Origin of the sequence: Bacillus sp. FMQ74 (assembly GCF_001875785.1) — a bacterium.
Classification (GTDB): Bacteria; Bacillota; Bacilli; order Bacillales; family Bacillaceae; genus Bacillus; species Bacillus stercoris.
Genome location: NZ_MOEO01000009.1, coordinates 178,864 through 198,260 on the forward strand (window position 1 = coordinate 178,864; position 19,397 = coordinate 198,260).

Annotated in this window: 15 protein-coding genes and 2 rRNA genes; 10 read left to right on the forward strand and 7 right to left on the reverse strand. The window is 43.3% G+C overall.

Features of this window, described 5'->3' with window-relative positions; genetic code table 11:
* The first annotated feature begins 17 nt into the window (after nt 1–17).
* The 9 genes from BLL41_RS17290 (at nt 18) to BLL41_RS17330 (ending at nt 11,578) form a co-directional block, all read left to right on the forward strand.
* The gene (locus BLL41_RS17290; RefSeq protein ID WP_071578793.1) at nt 18–1,385 is read left to right on the forward strand and encodes a PTS transporter subunit EIIC; all 1,368 of its coding nucleotides are present in this window, start codon (nt 18–20) and stop codon (nt 1,383–1,385) included.
* 55 nt (nt 1,386–1,440) lie between these two features.
* Complete coding sequence (gene amiE, locus BLL41_RS17295; RefSeq protein WP_071578794.1) at nt 1,441–2,766, forward strand: N-acetylmuramoyl-L-alanine amidase; 1,326 nt, start codon at nt 1,441–1,443, stop codon at nt 2,764–2,766.
* Between the two features lie 27 nt (nt 2,767–2,793).
* Nucleotides 2,794–4,722 (forward strand): beta-N-acetylhexosaminidase, encoded by a 1,929-nt coding sequence (nagZ, locus tag BLL41_RS17300; RefSeq protein WP_071578795.1) that lies wholly within the window; start codon nt 2,794–2,796, stop codon nt 4,720–4,722.
* A gap of 13 nt (nt 4,723–4,735) precedes the next feature.
* The gene (locus BLL41_RS17305; protein ID WP_071578796.1) at nt 4,736–5,980 is read left to right on the forward strand and encodes an exo-beta-N-acetylmuramidase NamZ family protein; all 1,245 of its coding nucleotides are present in this window, start codon (nt 4,736–4,738) and stop codon (nt 5,978–5,980) included.
* A gap of 190 nt (nt 5,981–6,170) precedes the next feature.
* Complete coding sequence (gene btr, locus BLL41_RS17310) at nt 6,171–7,760, forward strand: bacillibactin transport transcriptional regulator Btr (RefSeq protein WP_071578797.1); 1,590 nt, start codon at nt 6,171–6,173, stop codon at nt 7,758–7,760.
* A gap of 89 nt (nt 7,761–7,849) precedes the next feature.
* Nucleotides 7,850–8,803, forward strand: coding sequence for an iron ABC transporter substrate-binding protein FeuA (feuA, locus tag BLL41_RS17315; protein WP_071578798.1), 954 nt, complete (start codon nt 7,850–7,852; stop codon nt 8,801–8,803).
* Between the two features lie 18 nt (nt 8,804–8,821).
* Nucleotides 8,822–9,826, forward strand: coding sequence for a FecCD family ABC transporter permease (locus tag BLL41_RS17320; protein WP_071578799.1), 1,005 nt, complete (start codon nt 8,822–8,824; stop codon nt 9,824–9,826).
* Nucleotides 9,819–10,829: an iron ABC transporter permease FeuC gene (feuC, locus tag BLL41_RS17325; RefSeq protein WP_071578800.1), complete on the forward strand. Its 1,011-nt coding sequence runs from the start codon at nt 9,819–9,821 to the stop codon at nt 10,827–10,829. Before BLL41_RS17320 ends, feuC begins: the two co-directional genes overlap by 8 nt.
* Complete coding sequence (locus BLL41_RS17330; RefSeq protein WP_071578801.1) at nt 10,826–11,578, forward strand: alpha/beta hydrolase; 753 nt, start codon at nt 10,826–10,828, stop codon at nt 11,576–11,578. The genes feuC and BLL41_RS17330 overlap by 4 nt, the downstream gene beginning before the upstream one ends.
* Before the next feature lie 9 nt (nt 11,579–11,587).
* Here the strand turns inward: BLL41_RS17330 and BLL41_RS17335 are convergent, their stop codons facing one another.
* The 5 genes from BLL41_RS17335 to BLL41_RS17355 all read right to left on the reverse strand — a co-directional run bounded on the left by BLL41_RS17335 (nt 11,588) and on the right by BLL41_RS17355 (nt 17,570).
* The gene (locus BLL41_RS17335; RefSeq protein WP_083428065.1) at nt 11,588–12,508 is read right to left on the reverse strand and encodes a bile acid:sodium symporter family protein; all 921 of its coding nucleotides are present in this window, start codon (nt 12,506–12,508) and stop codon (nt 11,588–11,590) included.
* A gap of 146 nt (nt 12,509–12,654) precedes the next feature.
* A complete protein-coding gene (locus BLL41_RS17340; RefSeq protein WP_069148843.1) occupies nt 12,655–14,091 on the reverse strand; it encodes a SulP family inorganic anion transporter in 1,437 nt (478 codons plus the stop codon).
* A gap of 242 nt (nt 14,092–14,333) precedes the next feature.
* Nucleotides 14,334–15,380 (reverse strand): zinc-dependent alcohol dehydrogenase, encoded by a 1,047-nt coding sequence (locus BLL41_RS17345; protein WP_071578803.1) that lies wholly within the window; start codon nt 15,378–15,380, stop codon nt 14,334–14,336.
* Complete coding sequence (locus tag BLL41_RS17350; RefSeq protein WP_071578804.1) at nt 15,355–16,305, reverse strand: inositol monophosphatase family protein; 951 nt, start codon at nt 16,303–16,305, stop codon at nt 15,355–15,357. Before BLL41_RS17350 ends, BLL41_RS17345 begins: the two co-directional genes overlap by 26 nt.
* A complete protein-coding gene (locus BLL41_RS17355; protein WP_071578805.1) occupies nt 16,302–17,570 on the reverse strand; it encodes an aspartate aminotransferase family protein in 1,269 nt (422 codons plus the stop codon). The genes BLL41_RS17350 and BLL41_RS17355 overlap by 4 nt, the downstream gene beginning before the upstream one ends.
* Nucleotides 17,571–17,844: 274 nt before the next feature.
* Between BLL41_RS17355 and BLL41_RS17360 the strand changes: the two genes are divergently transcribed.
* Nucleotides 17,845–19,068, forward strand: coding sequence for an MFS transporter (locus BLL41_RS17360; RefSeq protein WP_071578806.1), 1,224 nt, complete (start codon nt 17,845–17,847; stop codon nt 19,066–19,068).
* Nucleotides 19,069–19,105: 37 nt separating this feature from the next.
* On the opposite strand, the gene rrf is transcribed toward BLL41_RS17360, so the two are convergent.
* Together rrf and BLL41_RS17370 are read right to left on the reverse strand one after the other, a co-directional pair.
* A 5S ribosomal RNA gene (gene rrf / locus BLL41_RS17365) occupies nt 19,106–19,221 on the reverse strand.
* Nucleotides 19,222–19,275: 54 nt separating this feature from the next.
* Nucleotides 19,276–19,397: ribosomal RNA gene (locus tag BLL41_RS17370) — 23S ribosomal RNA — on the reverse strand; the annotation flags it as partial.

Here is a 19,397-nt window from a genome sequence, read left to right on the forward strand (position 1 = left end):
AAGGGGAGGGGTTTTTAATGAGCAAAGAAAATAACTACCATCAACTCGCAAAGAAAATCCTCGAGCTATGCGGGGGAAAATCCAATATATCCTCATTTACTCATTGCATGACACGGCTGCGTATTACGCCTTACGATGAAAACAAAGCTGATGCTCAGGCTTTAAGAGCGCTTGACGGGGTATTGGGGGTCGTCGAGGCTGAAACCTTACAAATCATTCTCGGCACAGGAGTCGTCAATCATGTCACAGCGGCTTTCTCCAAGCTCGTGTCAGCGGAAGAAGGTGTCGAAGTGAATGAAGCAGCCGCCAAAAAGAAAGCCGATATCAATCGAAAAAACGCCACTCCTTTTAAACTTTTCTTACGTAAAATCGCCAGCATCTTTATCCCTCTTATTCCCGCTCTTGTCGCTTCCGGTTTAATTACCGGGATTACCAAAGCAATTATTCAAGCCGGCTGGCTTTCTGCAGAATCACAAATTGCTGTTATCCTGACAATCATCGGATCAGGGCTGTTCACTTATCTCGGCATTCTCGTGGGTATCAACGCTTCAAAAGAATTTGGCGGGACACCCGCTCTTGGGGCTTTGGCCGGGATCTTGATTATCAATCCAGAGATCGCAAAGATCAGTTTATTTGGAGAAGAGCTTCTTCCGGGCAGGGGAGGTCTGATCGGCGTCCTTTTCGCTGCTATATTCATTGCTTACACCGAACAATTTATTCGCCGCTTTATTCCTCAATCACTCGATATCATTGTCACACCCACCGTTTCACTGTTAATCACCGGAATCGTAACGTATGTCGTATTCATGCCTTTAGGCGGATTCATTTCTGACGCCATTACATCCGGTCTTCTGTCCATCCTGGACATCGGCGGCATCGCTGCGGGCTTTATTCTGGGCGCAACCTTCCTTCCTCTCGTCGTAACCGGATTGCATCAAGGCTTGACGCCTGTACACATGGAACTGATCAATTCAATTGGCAATGATCCTCTGCTCCCTATTTTGGCTATGGGAGGTGCAGGACAGGTAGGCGCGGCCTTTGCCGTCTTCGTGAAAACGAAAAAAACAACACTGAGAAAAGCAATCGCCGGCGGACTTCCGTCAGGTCTGCTCGGCATTGGTGAACCGCTCATTTTCGGAGTCACGCTGCCACTTGGCCATCCGTTTTTAACAGCATGCTTAGGAGCTGGAATCGGCGGCGCCTTTCAAGCTTATTTTCAAGTAGCCACCATTGCGATTGGTGTCTCCGGACTGCCGCTTTCCTTTCTAGTCCTGCCTTCGCAAATCATCCTGTATATCGTTGGGCTCTTTATTTCCTACGCGGCCGGCTTTTTATTGACCTACGCATTCGGATATAAAGATGAAATGGCTTCTCAGTTCGATTAAATTGTTCTGTTTTAGGGATAGTAAACGGGATAGAAGCACAGAAAGGGGATAGCCTGTGAAAACAAAGACACTGTTGTTATTCAGTTCCATTTTAATCCTATCGATATTGGCGCCAAATGAAACCTTCGCGCAAACAGCAGACAACTTGGCTGAGCCGAAAACCATAAATGCAGAAACTGCACAATTCTCGACGAAGAAGCTAAGGAAGGTAGATCAGATGATAGAACGGGATATTGCAGCAGGATTTCCAGGCGCCGTTCTTGTCGTCGTGAAGGATGGACGCATCATAAAAAAAGAAGCATACGGCTACAGTAAAAAGTACGAAGGACCAGAGCTGCTGCGCCGGCCGGCCAAAATGAAAATCCGCACAATGTTTGACTTAGCCTCAAATACAAAAATGTACGCCACAAATTTTGCATTGCAGCGCTTAGTCAGCCAAGGAAAACTTGACGTCTATGAAAAAATTTCTGCATATTTGCCTGGTTTCAAGGATCAGCCTGGAGACCCCATAAAAGGAAAAAACAAGATACGTGTCATTGATGTTCTCCAGCACCAATCAGGGCTTCCATCAAGCTTTTACTTTTACACGCCGGAAAAAGCCGGAAAATACTTTTCCCAGGAACGGGACAAAACGATTGACTATTTGACGAAAATTCCGCTCGATTATCAAACAGGGACAAAACACGTATACAGTGACATTGGGTATATGCTCCTCGGCTGTATTGTCGAAAAACTCACCGAAAAACCGCTTGATGTCTACGCGGAGCAAGAGCTCTACAAGCCTTTGAAGCTGAAACATACCTTGTACAATCCGCTGCAAAAAGGCTTTAAACCAAAGCAGTTCGCAGCTACTGAACGCATGGGCAATACACGTGACGGCGTTATTCAATTCCCTAACATCCGCACAAACACGCTGCAAGGAGAAGTGCATGATGAAAAAGCGTTTTACTCAATGGATGGCGTGTCTGGCCATGCCGGATTGTTCTCAAATGCAGATGATATGGCTATTCTGCTGCAAGTCATGTTAAACAAAGGATCATACCGAAACATTTCTTTATTTGATCAGAAAACAGCTGACCTGTTTACAGCACCTTCAGCAACAGATCCGACATTCGCTCTTGGCTGGCGGCGGAACGGAAGCAAAAGCATGGAATGGATGTTTGGCCCTTACGCCAGCGAAAATGCTTACGGGCATACTGGCTGGACGGGGACAGTTACAATCATTGATCCAGCATACAATTTAGGCATCGCATTGTTAACAAATAAAAAGCATACACCAGTTGTTGATCCAGAAGAAAATCCCAACGTCTTTGAGGGTGACCAATTTCCAACAGGCAATTATGGAAGCGTTATAACCGCGATTTATGAAGCAATGGAATGAATGATTAGACGATAGGAGGAAATTTCTATGAAACCTGTCTTTCCGCTTATCCTTTCAGCCGTTCTTTTTCTTTCATGTTTTCTCGTGGCCAGCCAGAAAGAAGCCTCTGCATCAAAAAGTTCAATCGATGCCAAGCAGATTGTCAATCGTATGTCATTAGATGAAAAACTCGGTCAGATGCTGATGCCTGATTTTAGAAATTGGCAAAAGGAAGGCGAGTCCTCACCGCAAGCCCTTACAGAAATGAATGAGGAAGTCGCCAGCCTCGTCAAGAAATATCAATTCGGAGGCGTCATTCTTTTTGCAGAAAATGTAAAAACAACAAAACAAACGGTCCAGCTGACAGACGCTTACCAAAAGGCAAGTCCCAAAATCCCACTCATGCTTAGTATTGATCAGGAAGGCGGCATTGTAACGAGGCTAGGCGAGGGCACTAATTTCCCAGGCAATATGGCACTGGGCGCAGCCAGAAGCAGAATCAATGCGTATCAGACCGGCAGTATCATTGGAAAAGAGCTCTCGGCCTTAGGCATCAATACAGATTTCAGCCCTGTCGTAGACATTAACAATAATCCTGATAATCCTGTAATCGGCGTACGGTCATTCAGCTCCAATCGAGAACTGACATCACGACTCGGTTTATATACGATGAAAGGGTTGCAGCGGCAGGATATCGCCTCTGCACTCAAACATTTCCCGGGACATGGAGACACAGACGTTGACAGCCATTACGGACTGCCGCTCGTTTCCCATAACCAAGAACGGCTTCGAGAGGTCGAGCTCTATCCTTTTCAAAAAGCAATTGATGCCGGTGCTGATATGGTGATGACAGCCCATGTTCAATTCCCTGCCTTCGACGACACCACATACAAAAGCAAACTCGATGGATCGGACATTTTGGTTCCAGCTACACTTTCGAAAAAAGTGATGACAGGTCTTCTTCGTCAGGAAATGGGCTTTAATGGGGTCATCGTTACAGATGCGCTCAATATGAAGGCAATCGCAGATCATTTCGGACAGGAAGAGGCTGTGGTCATGGCCGTAAAAGCTGGTGTCGATATTGCATTAATGCCAGCCTCAGTTACTTCATTGAAAGAAGAACAGAAATTTGCACGTGTCATTCAAGCTTTAAAAGAATCTGTAACAAACGGAGATATTCCTGTTCAACAAATCAACCAATCAGTTGAAAGAATCATTTCCCTGAAAATAAAACGCGGTATGTATCCAGCGCGAAACAGCGACAGTACAAAAGAAAAAATAGCCAAAGCCCAAAAAATCGTAGGAAGCAAGCAGCACCTGAAAGCAGAGAAAAAAATAGCTGAAAAAGCAGTAACTCTTTTAAAAAATGAACAGCACACTTTGCCGTTCAAACCCAAAAAAGGCAGCCGAATCTTAATTGTGGCACCTTACGAAGAACAAACTGCTTCAATCGAACAAACCATTCGTGATCTCGTCAATCGTAAGAAAATCAAACCCGTATCTGTCGACAAAATGAATTTTGCCAACCAAGTATTTAAGGCCGAGCATGAAAAACAAGTAAAAGAGGCTGATTATATCATTACCGGCTCCTATGTCGTCAAAAATGACCCTGTCGTCAACGACGGTGTCATCGACGACACCATATCTGATTCAAGTAAATGGGCTACCGTGTTTCCAAGAGCTGTCATGAAAGCCGCACTGCAGCACAATAAACCTTTTGTCTTAATGAGCCTGCGCAATCCCTATGATGCCGCCAATTTCGAAGAAGCAAAGGCACTGATTGCTGTCTATGGCTTTAAAGGATACACAAATGGCCGTTATCTTCAACCTAATATTCCAGCCGGAGTGATGGCGATATTCGGCCAGTCAAAACCTAAAGGCACACTTCCAGTTGACATTCCGTCAGTCACGAAACCAGGGAACACCCTTTACCCATTTGGCTACGGATTAAATATCAAAACGGGGAAACCGCTTTAATTAGGAGGAACATATGAGAAAAACAATATTCGCTTTTCTCACAGGGCTCATGATGTTCGGAACGATAACCGCTGCCTCTGCTTCACCCGATTCAAAGAATCAAACGGCTAAAAAACCTAAAGTCCAGACCGGTATAGACACGCTTTTGCCAGATTATAAAAAACAGCTCAAGGGAAAACGAATCGGACTGATCACCAACCCAACCGGAGTAAACGCATCTCTGAAAAGCAGTGTCGATATCCTTTTCGAGAATCCAGATATCAAACTGACAGCTTTATTCGGCCCTGAACACGGCGTCCGCGGTGACGCCCAGGCTGGAGACGAAGTAGGCTCTTACATTGACGAAAAAACCGGGGTTCCCGTATACAGCCTCTACGGAAAAACGAAAAAACCGACTCCAGAAATGCTGAAAAATGTCGATATTCTAATGTTTGATATTCAGGATGTCGGGACCCGTTTCTACACGTACATTTATACAATGGCATACGCAATGGAAGCCGCTAAAGAAAACGGCATTCCATTTATGGTGCTGGACCGCCCTAATCCTCAAGGCGGAAATCATATTGAAGGACCAATCTTAGAATCCGAATACGCCTCATTTGTCGGATTGTATCCCATTCCATTGAAGCATGGGATGACGATAGGCGAATTGGCTTTACTGTTCAACAAAGAATTTGATATTGATGTCGATCTTACAGTGGTAAAAATGAAACACTGGAAACGAAAAATGGATTTTGACGATACCCGATTGCCTTTCGTCCTCCCTTCGCCTAACATGCCAACGGTGGAAAGCACATTTGTTTATCCAGCAACCGGGCTGATTGAAGGAACAAATATATCCGAAGGGCGAGGGACAACAAAGCCATTCGAATTGATCGGAGCGCCCTTTATCAAAAGCACAGAACTTGAAGAAACATTAAACAGCCTCCATTTGCCGGGCGTTACCTTTAGGGCAGCATCCTTTACCCCGACGTTTTCTAAACATCAAGGAACGCTTTGCCACGGTGTGCAGCTCTATGTGACAGACAGGGATAAGTTTGAAGCCGTTAAAACAGGTCTTTCAGTCATTAAAACCATACAGGATCTCTATCCTGAGGATTTTGAGTTCCTGTCAACAGGTTCATTTGATAAACTGGCAGGCAACGGCTGGATCAGGACAAAAATTGAAAATGGAACTTCTATTGAAAACATCATAGACAGCTATGAAAAAACACTCCAACAATTCAGCAAAACAAGAAAAAAATATCTCATTTATTAAGGCGTAAGCATCGTATGTTACACGTGTAACATATTCTTACTGAACGAAAGACCCTTACTTTTACACATAAGTAAGGGTTTTTTTCATGCCAAAAACCCACCCGCTTTATATAGGAAAACTTTCATTTATTTGGTATAATTTTTATTGAAAATGATTATCAATTGAAAGCTTCTGAAAAGGTGGTCTACTCTTGCCAAATGCAGTGATTTATCAACCCATACAAATTGAATATCTAAAAAAAACAAGTGATCTCTTCTCAGAACAGCAATTAGCCGATTCATTCGTGCTGATCTTTCATTTAAAAGGAAACGGCCATATTTCGATCGGAACAAACACCAATCCTCTGCAAAAAAAGACACTTTATGTTTGTCCGCCTAACGAGACCTTTGGCTTTACACCAGCAGCCGATGGACATATAGATGCCTGTCTGATCAGGCTTCAAAGCTATATCAAGGAAAACGGCCAAGATATTTTCACACCCTGCACAGAACCACAATTAGCCAAACTGAAGCTTGTGAATGTTTCACATAACGAAAACCTTGCAGTCCGGCTTCAAGAGCTTGCAACACTATGGAATGAATCATCTCAGCTTTCTCAGCTTAAATGTGTGATTGAAGTACAAAGCCTGATTTATGATCTCTTTACTGCCAGTTTATCTGAGCAAACGGATACACATTCAGCAATCGAAAAAACAAAACACTACATCGAAACCCATGCCGATTCAAAAATCACGCTTGCCAAGCTGTCACAAATCGCAGGGATCAGTGCCAAACACTACAGCGAAAGCTTTAAAAAATGGACTGGTCAGAGCGTAACAGAATTTATTACGAACACAAGAATCACCAAAGCGAAACAGCTCATGGCAAAATCAAACTGCAAATTGAAAGAAATCGCTCACCAAACCGGTTATCAAGATGAATTTTATTTCAGCAGAATCTTTAAAAAATATACTGGGTGTTCACCTACAAGCTATATGAAAAAACGCCGAAAAAAAATCGCCGCTTATGGAAGGGACACAATGGGCCATCTCATTCCACTTCATCACATACCCTTTGCCGCTGCTCTGCATCCGAAATGGACGTCTTACTACTATCAGCATTATTCGACAGATATACCCGTCCAGCTCAGTGCATACCGCTTTAATGAAAAGTGGGAAGAAAACCTGTACACATTATCGCAGGCAGAACCAGATGTGATTGTCAGCATGGATTCTATTTCTCCAGAAGAACAATATCACCTGAATCGCATTGCAGAAGTCATGTACCTTCCTTCAGAAGAAAGCTGGAGAACCCACTTTCTGCAAACTGCCTCTTTTTTAAAGGAAGAGTCCGAAGCAGAAAAGTGGCTCGCGGCTTATGACCGGCAAACAACAGCAGCCAAAAAAACACTTCAGCACGTTCAAGGGCTGCGTTTTCTCTTTTTGAGGCTGCATAAGCAAAACTTCTATCTGGCACATAACCGAAGCGTCCGCGAAGTTTTCTTTGGAGATTTAGGATTCAGCTCGGCAAAAACAGCTGACACACCTTCAGAGCAAGCGATTCCGTTAGAAAATATCGCAAATTACCAAGCTGACTGCATGATGCTTTTTCTTTTTAAAGAGCCAGAGACCATAGCCTATTATCAGCAATTACAGCAGACTGAAGCATGGCAGAACCTAAGCGCCGTAAAGAATAACCGTGTTTATCTTCTATCCCTTGACCCGTGGAATGAATACTCAGCTTGCGGGCACGAACGCATCGTTCAGCAAACTGTTTCTTTACTATCCGGAGATTGTCCATGATAAATCAGAAATTTGTCCATGGTGTTATATCTATTCATTCTCTATAATTCTAATTGATAATAGTTATCAATTGACAGGAGGCCCTATAGATGAAAAAGATATCTCTAACCTTATTAATCTTGCTTCTCGCGCTGACGGCAGCAGCCTGCAGCGGCAAAAACGAATCGACCGCCAGCAAGGCAAGCGGCACAGCATCTGAGAAGAAGAAAATTGAATACCTGGATAAAACATATGAAGTAACTGTACCGACAGACAAAATTGCCATTACGGGAAGCGTTGAATCAATGGAAGATGCCAAACTGCTTGACGTTCACCCGCAAGGTGCCATTTCATTCTCAGGCAAATTCCCTGATATGTTCAAAGACATTACTGATAAAGCCCAATCAACCGGAGAAAAAATGGAGCCAAACATCGAAAAGATTCTAGAAATGAAGCCAGACGTCATCCTTGCTTCAACAAAATTCCCGGAAAAAACACTGCAAAAAATAAGCACCGCCGGCACAACGATCCCAGTTTCTCATATCTCTTCAAACTGGAAAGAAAACATGATGCTGCTTGCCCAGCTGACTGGAAAAGAGAAAAAAGCGAAAAAAATCATTGCAGATTATGAACAGGATCTAAAAGAAACAAAAACTAAAATCAATGATAAAGCGAAAGATTCAAAAGCGCTTGTCATCAGAATCAGACAAGGCAACATTTACATTTACCCTGAACAGGTGTATTTCAACTCCACACTATACGGTGATTTAGGCCTTAAGGCGCCGAGCGAAGTAAAAGCTGCAAAAGCGCAAGAGCTGATTTCATTAGAAAAATTAAGTGAAATGAACCCGGATCATATCTTCGTCCAATTTTCTGATGATGAAAATGCAGACAAACCTGATGCCTTAAAAGATCTGGAGAAAAATCCAATCTGGAAAAGCCTGAAAGCAGTCAAAGAAGATCATGTGTATGTCAACTCAGTGGACCCTCTAGCACAAGGCGGCACAGCTTGGAGCAAAGTCCGTTTCCTGAAAGCGGCTGCTGAAAAATTGACACAAAACTAATTCAGAGTAGGTTTTTGTATGTATTCAAAACAGTGGACACGTATCATATTGATTACTTCTCCATTTGCTATAGCACTGTCGCTGTTGCTTTCAATCCTTTATGGGGCAAAGCATCTTAGCACAGATATTGTTTTTACATCACTTATTCATTTCGATCCGGGAAACACAGACCATCAAATCATATGGCATTCTCGGATTCCAAGGGCTGCCGGCGCTCTGCTCATAGGGGCAGCCCTTGCTGTTTCTGGAGCGCTTATGCAAGGCATTACGCGCAATTATTTAGCTTCGCCCTCCATTATGGGCGTTTCAGATGGTTCCGCGTTTATCATCACGCTCTGTATGGTTCTGCTCCCGCAATCATCTTCGATTGAAATGATCGTTTATTCTTTTATCGGCTCAGCGTTAGGAGCTGTGTTAGTATTCGGCCTTGCAGCCATGATGCCGAACGGATTTACCCCCGTGCAGCTCGCCATCATCGGCACAGTCACAAGCATGCTGCTCAGCAGTTTATCAGCAGCCATATCGATTTATTTTCAAATTTCTCAGGATCTCAGTTTCTGGTACAGTGCCAGACTTCATCAAATGAGTCCGGATTTCCTGAAGCTTGCCGCTCCATTTTTCCTGATTGGCATCATAATGGCCATGTCTCTCAGCAAAAAGGTGACTGCCGTATCCTTAGGCGATGACATTTCTAAAAGTCTGGGGCAAAAAAAGAAAACCATAAAAATCATGGCGATGCTTTCCGTCATCATTTTAACCGGCAGTGCCGTAGCGCTAGCCGGAAAAATTGCGTTTGTCGGGTTGGTTGTTCCGCATATCACGAGATTTCTCGTCGGCTCTGATTACAGCAGGCTGATTCCGTGTTCCTGTATTTTGGGTGGAATCTTTTTAACCCTGTGTGATCTCGCAAGCAGATTTATCAACTATCCGTTTGAAACACCGATTGAGGTCGTAACATCCATTATCGGCGTACCTTTCTTCCTTTATTTGATTAAACGAAAAGGAGGGGAGCAAAATGGCTAAAAAATATGTATTGTTCATTGCTTTGATTCTCGTTGTCAGCTATTTCAGCTTAACGAGCGGATCTTTTTCTGTTCGTCCGGCTGAGCTGCTCTCCACTCTTTTTCAAATCGATCCGAATCCGCAGTATGAAATTTTGCTGTTCGATTTAAGGCTTCCGAGGGTTGTCATGGCTGCTATTATCGGACTAGGTCTTGGCATTGCAGGCGCTGTCATCCAAGCCATCACAAGAAACGGGCTTGCTGACCCAGGAATTCTCGGAATCAACGCAGGGGCGGGAGCCGGCATTGTAGCGTTTATGCTCTTATTCCAAGGCCAGAAGGAAGTGACATCCATAGCTGCAGCGATGGGGATGCCGCTCTTTGGATTGATTGGCGGGCTTATCGCGGCGCTCCTGATTTACATATTTGCATGGCACAGAGGCAATTTAGATTCAGGAAGAATTATTCTGGTAGGAATCGCGATCAATTCGGGATTCAGCGCCCTTTCTTTGTTTTTATCATTAAAAATGGACCCGCAAGACTATCAAATGGCCATGGTGTGGAAAAACGGAAGCATCTGGTCTGCTAACTGGACGTATATCACAGCCGTTCTTCCATGGATGCTGCTGTTTATACCGATTCTTATTGCCAAATCCCGCTTGCTCGACACCATTCGTTTTGATGAAGACACAGTCAGAAGCCTCGGCATTTCATCAAATAAAGAAAAAACCATCCTGCTCGTCGCCTGTGTAGCAATCATCAGTGCCTGTGTCTCCGTAGCGGGCAGCATGGCGTTTGTCGGATTAATTGCTCCCCATATTTCACGGAGGCTGTCTGGCGTCGAACATCGCTATATCCTGCCACTGAGCGGTTTAATCGGGATGCTTCTTGTAATAAGCGCAGACTTTGCAGGAAAACTGTTTTTTCAGCCCGCGGAAGTGCCCGCAGGCATCATTTTGGCGATCCTCGGTGTTCCTTATTTCTTATATTTGCTTTTTAAGCAAAAAAAGGGGGAGAATGCTTGAAAGGATCTCTTTCAGAACCCAAAACCAGCAACAGGAGGTTCACGCTGTACCTCCCTCCTTCCTATAGCGCAGACAGCGGGGAATTTCCTGCTGTTTATGTGCAAGATGGCCATTCTTTGTTTTACGGCCAAATTGAATTATTAGAAAGCATGTTTCAGCAGCAAAGGCTCCCTGAACTTGTACTAATTGGTATCGAACCTGAAAACCGGCTTGACGAATACACGCCATGGCCGGCTGCATCACTCAGTGATCGGTTCCCGGACTTCGGAGGCATGGGCTATGACTATCTGTCTGACATGACAAACCGGTTCATTCCGTTTATCGAAGAAAACTGGAACGTCGACAGGAAACCGCAAACAAGAGGAATGATCGGTGCCTCATTAGGCGGCCTCATCTCAATGTTCGCCTTATTAAAGTATCCGGCAACGTTCGGGAAAATAGGTTCTATCTCAGGTTCATACTGGTACGAGAACGCAGCGGAAACCATTCATATATCTTCTTTAACACCTGGCACTGCACGTATTTTCATGTCTGTCGGCAGTGAAGAAGGCCGTGTAAAACAATCCATTCAACGACATATGCTGAAAAAAACAAAGCAAATTCACCAAAGTCTAAAAGAAAAAGGCTTCACTGAAGACCAGCTTTGTCTTTCAATTGAAAAAGGGGCGGTGCACCACCGCAAGTATTTCTGCAAACAGTTCATCACCGCGCTCGAATGGCTATATGGAAAAAACCGCTCAATCCAATGAGCGGTTTTTTCATACTTTCTGCAAAACAGGTTTTAATTCAAAACGATTCAGCATATAGCCAAACAAAGCGGCCAATATCTGCTGAAACAGCATGCCGATCACAACAGGAACAGCAACCAGAGACGGGAAGAACGTAACGGCAAGTACTGCGCCGGCACTAATATTCCTCATGCCTCCTGTAAATATAAGAGAGACTATTTCCTCTTGGCGCCTTTTCATCATTTTTCCGATCAGCCAAGCAGCGGCATAACCTGTTAACGCGATAAAGAACACCGTTACAGCTATTCCTGCAAATCTCAAATCAATGGCTTTGAAATAAGGAGCAATCGCTGAACTGTTAATCGCAATCACTGCCATCAAGCAAAGCTTGGAAAAAGGCGACAGCGCACTGCTCACAGATGCAGTTCGTTCAGGAGATGACATCTGATTAAACAGCATGCCCAGAAAAGAAGGAATCACGACCATTACAATCAGGCCTTTCATCATTCCCAACACATCCATATGAACCTGAGCGCCGGCCAGCAATGAAAGGCTCAGCGGTACGATTAGCGGTGACAGCACAGTATCAACTAAGATAATCGAAAGCGTCAAACCGACATTCCCTTTGTACATCGCTGCCCAAATCAAGCTTGTAATCCCAGTAGGAATTACGACAGCCAACGTTAAACCGGTGATCGTTAAAGGGTCGCCTTTAAAGATAAGATGGCCGCTGCCCCAAGCAAAAAGCGGCATAAAAATATGAAGAACAAATAGTGCGAGAATCATAGGGAGAGGGTGAGACAATGCATGTCTCAAAGATTGAAAGTTCGCGCTTAAACTGCCTGCAAACGTAATAAAAGCAAAGATCCAAGGCACTGCGCTTTCATATCCATTTAAAAATTGAGACAACAGCACGCCCAACACCACACTAGTCGGCGTTAAAAGCGGCATAACCCTCCCCAATACACGGTTCAGCTTCTGAAGCATCATATGCAAGTCCCCTTATTTTAAATTTCTCTTCTCTCTATTATATCAATGCTGCTTAACCGTATGTTATATAAAAAAGCCCAGATCTCGTTAATCTGGGCTTCCCTATTTTATGCCATCTGTTTCATTAGAGACTTACTCGCTTTATTTAATCCTTTTAACTCGGCTTCAATGCCTTGTTCTTTAAACTTCGCAACTATCTTATCAAGTGCTGCCGCTCCAGAATCATCCCATACGTGAGCTTCAGTTAAGTCAATCACGACCCGCTCAATATCCTCTTGATAAATAAACGCATTTGCAAGATCCGTCACTGACGCAAAAAAGATTTGCCCCTTCACTTGATAGGTTCTAAGCTTTTGATCCTCTGCATGAGAAACGATTTTCAGCTTCGAGATTTTTGCCACAAAGAACACGGCACTTAAAAGAACGCCGACAAATACACCCTTAGATAAGTCATCCGTCACAACAACCGTTATCACAGTCACAACCATGACAATCGAGTCCGTGAGCGGCGCTTTTTTGAGTCCTTTTAAAGAAGACCAATCAAATGTGCCGACAGACACCATAACCATTACAGCCACTAACGCAGCCATTGGAATTTTCACCACGACATGACTTAACACCGCAATTAAAAACATCAGAAAAGCACCGGCCACAAATGCTGACAAACGTCCGCGCCCGCCCGCTTTTGTGTTAATGACAGATTGTCCGATCATAGCACAGCCTGCCATGCCGCCGAAGAATCCGGTCACGATATTCGCAATTCCCTGTCCCCGGCTCTCTTTATTTTTATCACTGTCCGTATCCGTCATTTCATCAATAATCTGTGCTGTCAGCAAAGATTCAAGCAACCCGACAAACGCTAGAGCAATCGAATAAGGAAAAATAATTTGCAGTGTTTCAAAGGTTAACGGAACATCAGGAATTAAGAAATGAGGCAACGAACTAGAAATATTGCCCATATCACCAACCGTCCGCACATCCACATGGAAAGTGACCGCAATAATTGTCATCACAATAATCGCAACAAGCGGGGACGGAACAGCAGTCGTAAACCTCGGCAGCACATAAATAATAACCAGCGACCCGGCGAGCATCGCATACATACTCCAAGAAGCACCTTCAAACTGTGGAAGCTGCGCAGAGAAGATAAGGATCGCCAGCGCATTCACAAACCCGATCATGACAGAACGCGGGATGAATTTCATTAATCTCGCTATTTTACTGATACCTAAAATCACCTGAATAATGCCTGTCAAAATCGTAGCCGCAAATAAATACTGAAGCCCATGATCAGCAACCAGCGACACCATAACGACTGCCATTGAACCAGTCGCCGCTGAAATCATGCCAGGTCTGCCGCCAAAAATAGAAATAATAATGGCTATACAAAATGACGCATATAGACCGACCATCGGATCCACGCCGGCTATAATAGAAAAGCCGATCGCCTCAGGAATTAATGCTAACGCAACTAAAATGCCAGCAAGAATGTCTTTTCGGATATTCCCGAACCATTGCTGTTGTAATGTAAAACTATTATTCAAATATAACGACTCCTTCTTATAAAGAAATAAATCCGCACCATATCTATTGTATTGGGAGCTTTTTTTATTTTACGGGAGAAAGTGAAAGAAAAACGACCGGGGAAAACGGGGAAACGTTGAGTATATTGTATTGAGGCAAGAAGTTGTCATACAAAGATTATCATAATAAATTTTAATCAATTACGCAAGATGAATGCTGAAGAAAAAAATGGCTCAAACATAGTCTGAGCCATTTCGCTGGATTATAACATATCCGGATGAGACACAAGAATCGTTTTAATGGCAGTAATATCTTTTCTCTCATTTGGCAACGCACCTATACCCATCAATTCCTGGATGGCAGCATCGTAGTTCTCAAGCGGAGTTTTCTCCGTAATTAATTCAGAAAGCTGAGGCATGTCCGCAGCACATGATACCGCATCCTCCATAATTTGGCGAGCCTCTCCGGTTCCAACAATCGTCACACCGTTAGAAAGCAGCTGGAAAGGCCTGATTTTCATCTCATACGTATCATCAAATCCCATAGGAACAAGTCTTCCGCCCTTGTTAATTAACGGATATGCCCATTCAAGCTGATTACCGATCGCGTCAAAGATCACGTCAAATGTTCTCCCTTGGTTAATCCGTTTGACCTCATTTACCGTTAAATCCTGAGGGTGATAAACATAGTCAGATGTTCGGCGCGCCGCTTCTGAACGGTACTCACCAACCTCGGTCGCAACTGTCAGTCTTGCGAGTTTTTTTACCATGATTTGAACAAGCAGTCCAATCGGCCCTGAACCTAATACCAGTACAGAATCGTCAGGTTTGATAGCAGCCTGCTCAATCACATTTAATACACAAGAAAGCGGCTCAATTAAAGTGGCTCGTTCCCATTCCATAGCGTCAGGGATTTTATACATAAATCGGTCCTCGCCTACATAATAATCGGCAAATGTGCCATGTGCTCCTAATCCCAGCTGCCAGTCTTCAAATGTTTCACAATAACAAGTTAAACCTTTTCTGCAATAATAACACTTCCCGCAAAACTGAGTCGGATCGATCACCACACGATCACCAGGCTTAACGTTTTTAACCTCAGGTCCTGTTTCTGTCACCACGCCCACAGATTCATGACCAAGGATCATACCGTGAGTCGCACGCATCTTACCTTTTAAAACATTTAGATCCGTTCCGCAGATGCCTGTCCCGTATATTCTTACTTTTACATCGTTCATTTTTTTAATTTGAGGTTCTTCTACTTCTTGCAATTCCAGCTGTTCATTAGGAGTCCAGACCAACGCTTTCATATGTCTCTTCCTTTCTGTCCCAGCGAATTTGATCCAGTAGCTTCTGATGCAGCTCTTTCGTTGACGCTGCGATGCATGACTGCTGGTTATTGTAGTTAAGATCCGTCAGAAGTGTGTCATCCAAGGACTTTCCATACGCGTCAGTAATGACAACACCCGCTTTTTTCGCCAAAAACACACTTGCGGCAATATCATAAGGAAACAGATGCAGAACCTGCCCATTTCCTACAGCCTGAAAATCTTTTAGCAGCGCAGGATCGTCCTTTAATAAACGATTACCGATATCCACATAGGCATCCATCTGCCCTGTGATAATTCTGGATATAGAATATGAAGCGCTATTGAAAACAAAAACGCCTCCATTATTCGCTGACTGATCTATCAAATGACCGTACGCATCAATCATCAAATGCGAGGGATGCCCATTAAACTCAAGGCTCCAAAACATATGTTTAATGTCTTCCACCTTGCTCAGATTTGGCAGGGTGCCACGATAGCCTTCATAATAGATCCCCTCAGAATAAACATCCGCGTACATATAGGCTCCTGTTTTCAGCTCTAGCAGAAAAGCAAATTCAATATCCTTAATTTTTGCGTCAGGCTTGTACGCAGCTAATGCGATAGAGATACAAGACATTTCAAGTCCTGCAGCTGCCGGACGGGTACCGTCAATCGGATCAACAATCAAAATATATTGAGGATTGTCTCCAAATACCTTCAATCCCCCATCTTCCGTATAAAACGCGACTGACTCCTTTTTGCTTTGCACATAATCCAGCACTGCGTTCTCAGCTGCCGCATCAATGTTAAACTGTGCATCTCCGCCTGGGGAATACCCGTTAACTAACCGGTTTTTCAGTGTTCCTTTCTGTCCCTTTACTTCCTCATAAACAAATTTTCCAAGCTCTATAATATATTCTTTCACTTGATATCCTCCAATAACTTACGAAGTTTGAAACAAAGCACCTCAGCCTCACTAAGCGTAATCGTGAGAGGAGGACGGATTTTAAATACATTTCCGAATCCGTAACGGGAAGTCCGTAAAATTAACCCATAATCCATAGCCCGTTTCGCAATATAATTGGTCAGTTCTACATCAGGCTCATTATTGTCTTTTACAATTTCAACGCCGATCATCAAACCTACGCCTCTGACGTCAGCAATAAATGTAAATTCTTTCTTCATGTGCTCTAAAGAATCCATAATGTAATTCCCGACAATTGTTACATTTTCTAAAAAGCCAGGACGCTGCATGATTTCGATGGTCTTACAAGCTGCTGCCGAGGCCATCACATTTGAACCATAAGTAAATGAGTGATTATGGCCGGCTAATCCCATGTACTTATCCTCTGTAAGTGTAGCGGCAACCTGGAACCCCGTGCCGCCCAAACCTTTCGCGACCGTCATCATATTCGGTTTCACATCAAAGTAATCAGCGGCAAACATCTTGCCTGTCCGGCCGAATCCAGTTTGAATTTCATCAAAAATAAGCGCGATATCATGCTCATCACAGAGCTTTCTTAATTGCTTAAAGTATTCCTTAGGCGGAACGATGTTTCCTCCATTACCGGAGATCGGTTCAATAATCATCGCGGCAATTTTTCCGTTACTCGCATATTCGATAAAGTCATTAATTCTTTCTACACAAAGCATTCCGCATGAATCCGGTTTCTGATTGTAAAAACAACGGTTGCAATAGGGGTCAGGCACCTGCAAGCCAAAAGAAAACTGAGGGGGGAACGGCTCTCTTCGAAACGAATTTCCGGATAACGCAGACATCATATACGTTTGGCCAAGATGGCTTCGGAATAAAGAAATGACATCTGTTTTCCCAGAATAGTTTTGAGCCATTTTGATAGCTCCTTCATTCGCGGCAGAGCCGCTGCTGACTTTGGGGTGAACTTTAGTGAGATTGTCGGGGGAGATTTCTACAAGTTTTTCAGCTAGTTTATTAACGGCGTTGGTTTGGTAGGATGAAGTGACATGTATCAGCTGGTCAGCCTGTTCTTTGACTGTGTCAATAACTTCTTTATTGGTATAACCCAAATTCAAGTTGAAAGTAGCAGAAGCACAATCAATATACTCATTACCCTCTGAGTCGTATAAATAAATGCCTTCTCCTCTTTCCATGACAACATCATCCACTTTGTAATACAAACTGTCTGGATTCGTAATTTCTTTAGTCCCCACTATCAACACCCCTATTTAATAAAATATGTAAAACTCGTTAATCATCGTATAAATTATAGAAATTAATGTCAACTATATAAATAGTAAAAATTGTTAATTATTTGTTAACGTTTGCATAGAGGGTTTCTATTTAAACAGCTTATGTTATGATAGAAATAAATGGATTTATTGTAAAAAAACTAAATATAAACTACATAAACAGCTTATTTTTGTTACCAGTCCTATCATGAAAATTCTCTAGAAGAGTATTATTTTTTTCAAAGGAGATTAATGAATGAAAACTCGTTTACTGTGGATTGGATGTTTATCTTATGGATCGATCGCCTTTACTCTCGTTATACTTGGAGCCGTCCTGCCGGAATTACTTTCCCATTACGCCCAAAGCTACAGTAATGGAGGTGTATTAGTTTTTTCACAATTTATGGGGTTTTTAATCGGTGTATTGGGGATGCCTTATGCTGTAAAAAGAATGGGACGTAGAAAAGTCGTTGTAATTGGGCTAGCCATGATCAGCTGCGAGTTTTTTATTTATTTCCTCCCTCCATGGCAGCTGCTCTTTCTTCTTGTCAGTATGGCTGGACTTGGAGCAGGGCTGGTAGAATCTTGTGTAGGAACAATCATCCTAACAGCAATTAAAGAAAAACAAGCAATCGCCATGAGTAAGATGGAAGTAGCATACGGTTTAGGGGCTCTTTTCATGCCATTGCTGTCTGGTTTTTTAATCAGCAATCATGTGTGGGCATTGGCTTTTCTTGTATTGGGGGTAAGTTCATTTCTTTTAATGGTTGTTTGGAGCCGAATGAGTTTTGGCAGTTTAGACGATTTACTCATTCGTCAAACAGACACCTCTGCCGATGGAAAGCAACAAGCACCTACAAGTTTTCGGAAGCATGGCTTACTGTTTATTTGTTTAGCAGCTGCTTACTTCTTTTTTTATGGAGGCAGTGAAGTATCAATTGTCCACTTTATCCCTTCTATCTTTGCTGAGAAATGGGATATTTCAAACTCCTTAGCAACCATAACGGTAACAATATATTGGATCGGTATGATCATTGGCCGTTTACTGACCGGGCCGGTTTCCGAAAAATTAACCTATCATCGTTATCTCAGGCTGATAAATATCGGCGGCCTCATTTCACTCTGTATTTTAGCAATCAGCAAAACAGCTTTTGCTGGGTTTGTTCTTTGTTTCTTCTTAGGATTATTTATGGCCGGCATGTTCGCCATTGCTTTAATTATCACTAATCAATTTTACCCTGGAAAAACCGAACAAACGACAAGCATGCTGCTCGCTGCCAATGGATTAGGCGGCTCTATCCTGCCAATCGCAGTCGGATGGAGTCTAGATGAGTTTCCCGTACAAACTGCATTTTGGTTATTTACGACTCTCATATTGGTCATGCTTGGGATTGTATTGGTATTAAAAATATTAGAGAACTTAAAAAGCAGAAAGCTCAATAAAATGAATACCGACGAAAACAAACCAGTACAGATATAAAACAAAAAACCCAGCTCCATGAGCTGGGTTTAAGCTTGCTTGGCGGCGTCCTACTCTCACAGGGGGAAACCCCCGACTACCATCGGCGCTGAAGAGCTTAACTTCCGTGTTCGGTATGGGAACGGGTGTGACCTCTTCGCTATCGCCACCAAACAAATTGAGAGTGTTCTCTCAAAACTAGATAACAGGTGTGACATCAATCAAAATGTGGTTAAGTCCTCGATCGATTAGTATCTGTCAGCTCCATGTGTCGCCACACTTCCACCTCAGACCTATCAACCTGATCATCTTTCAGGGATCTTACTTCCTTGCGGAATGGGAAATCTCAT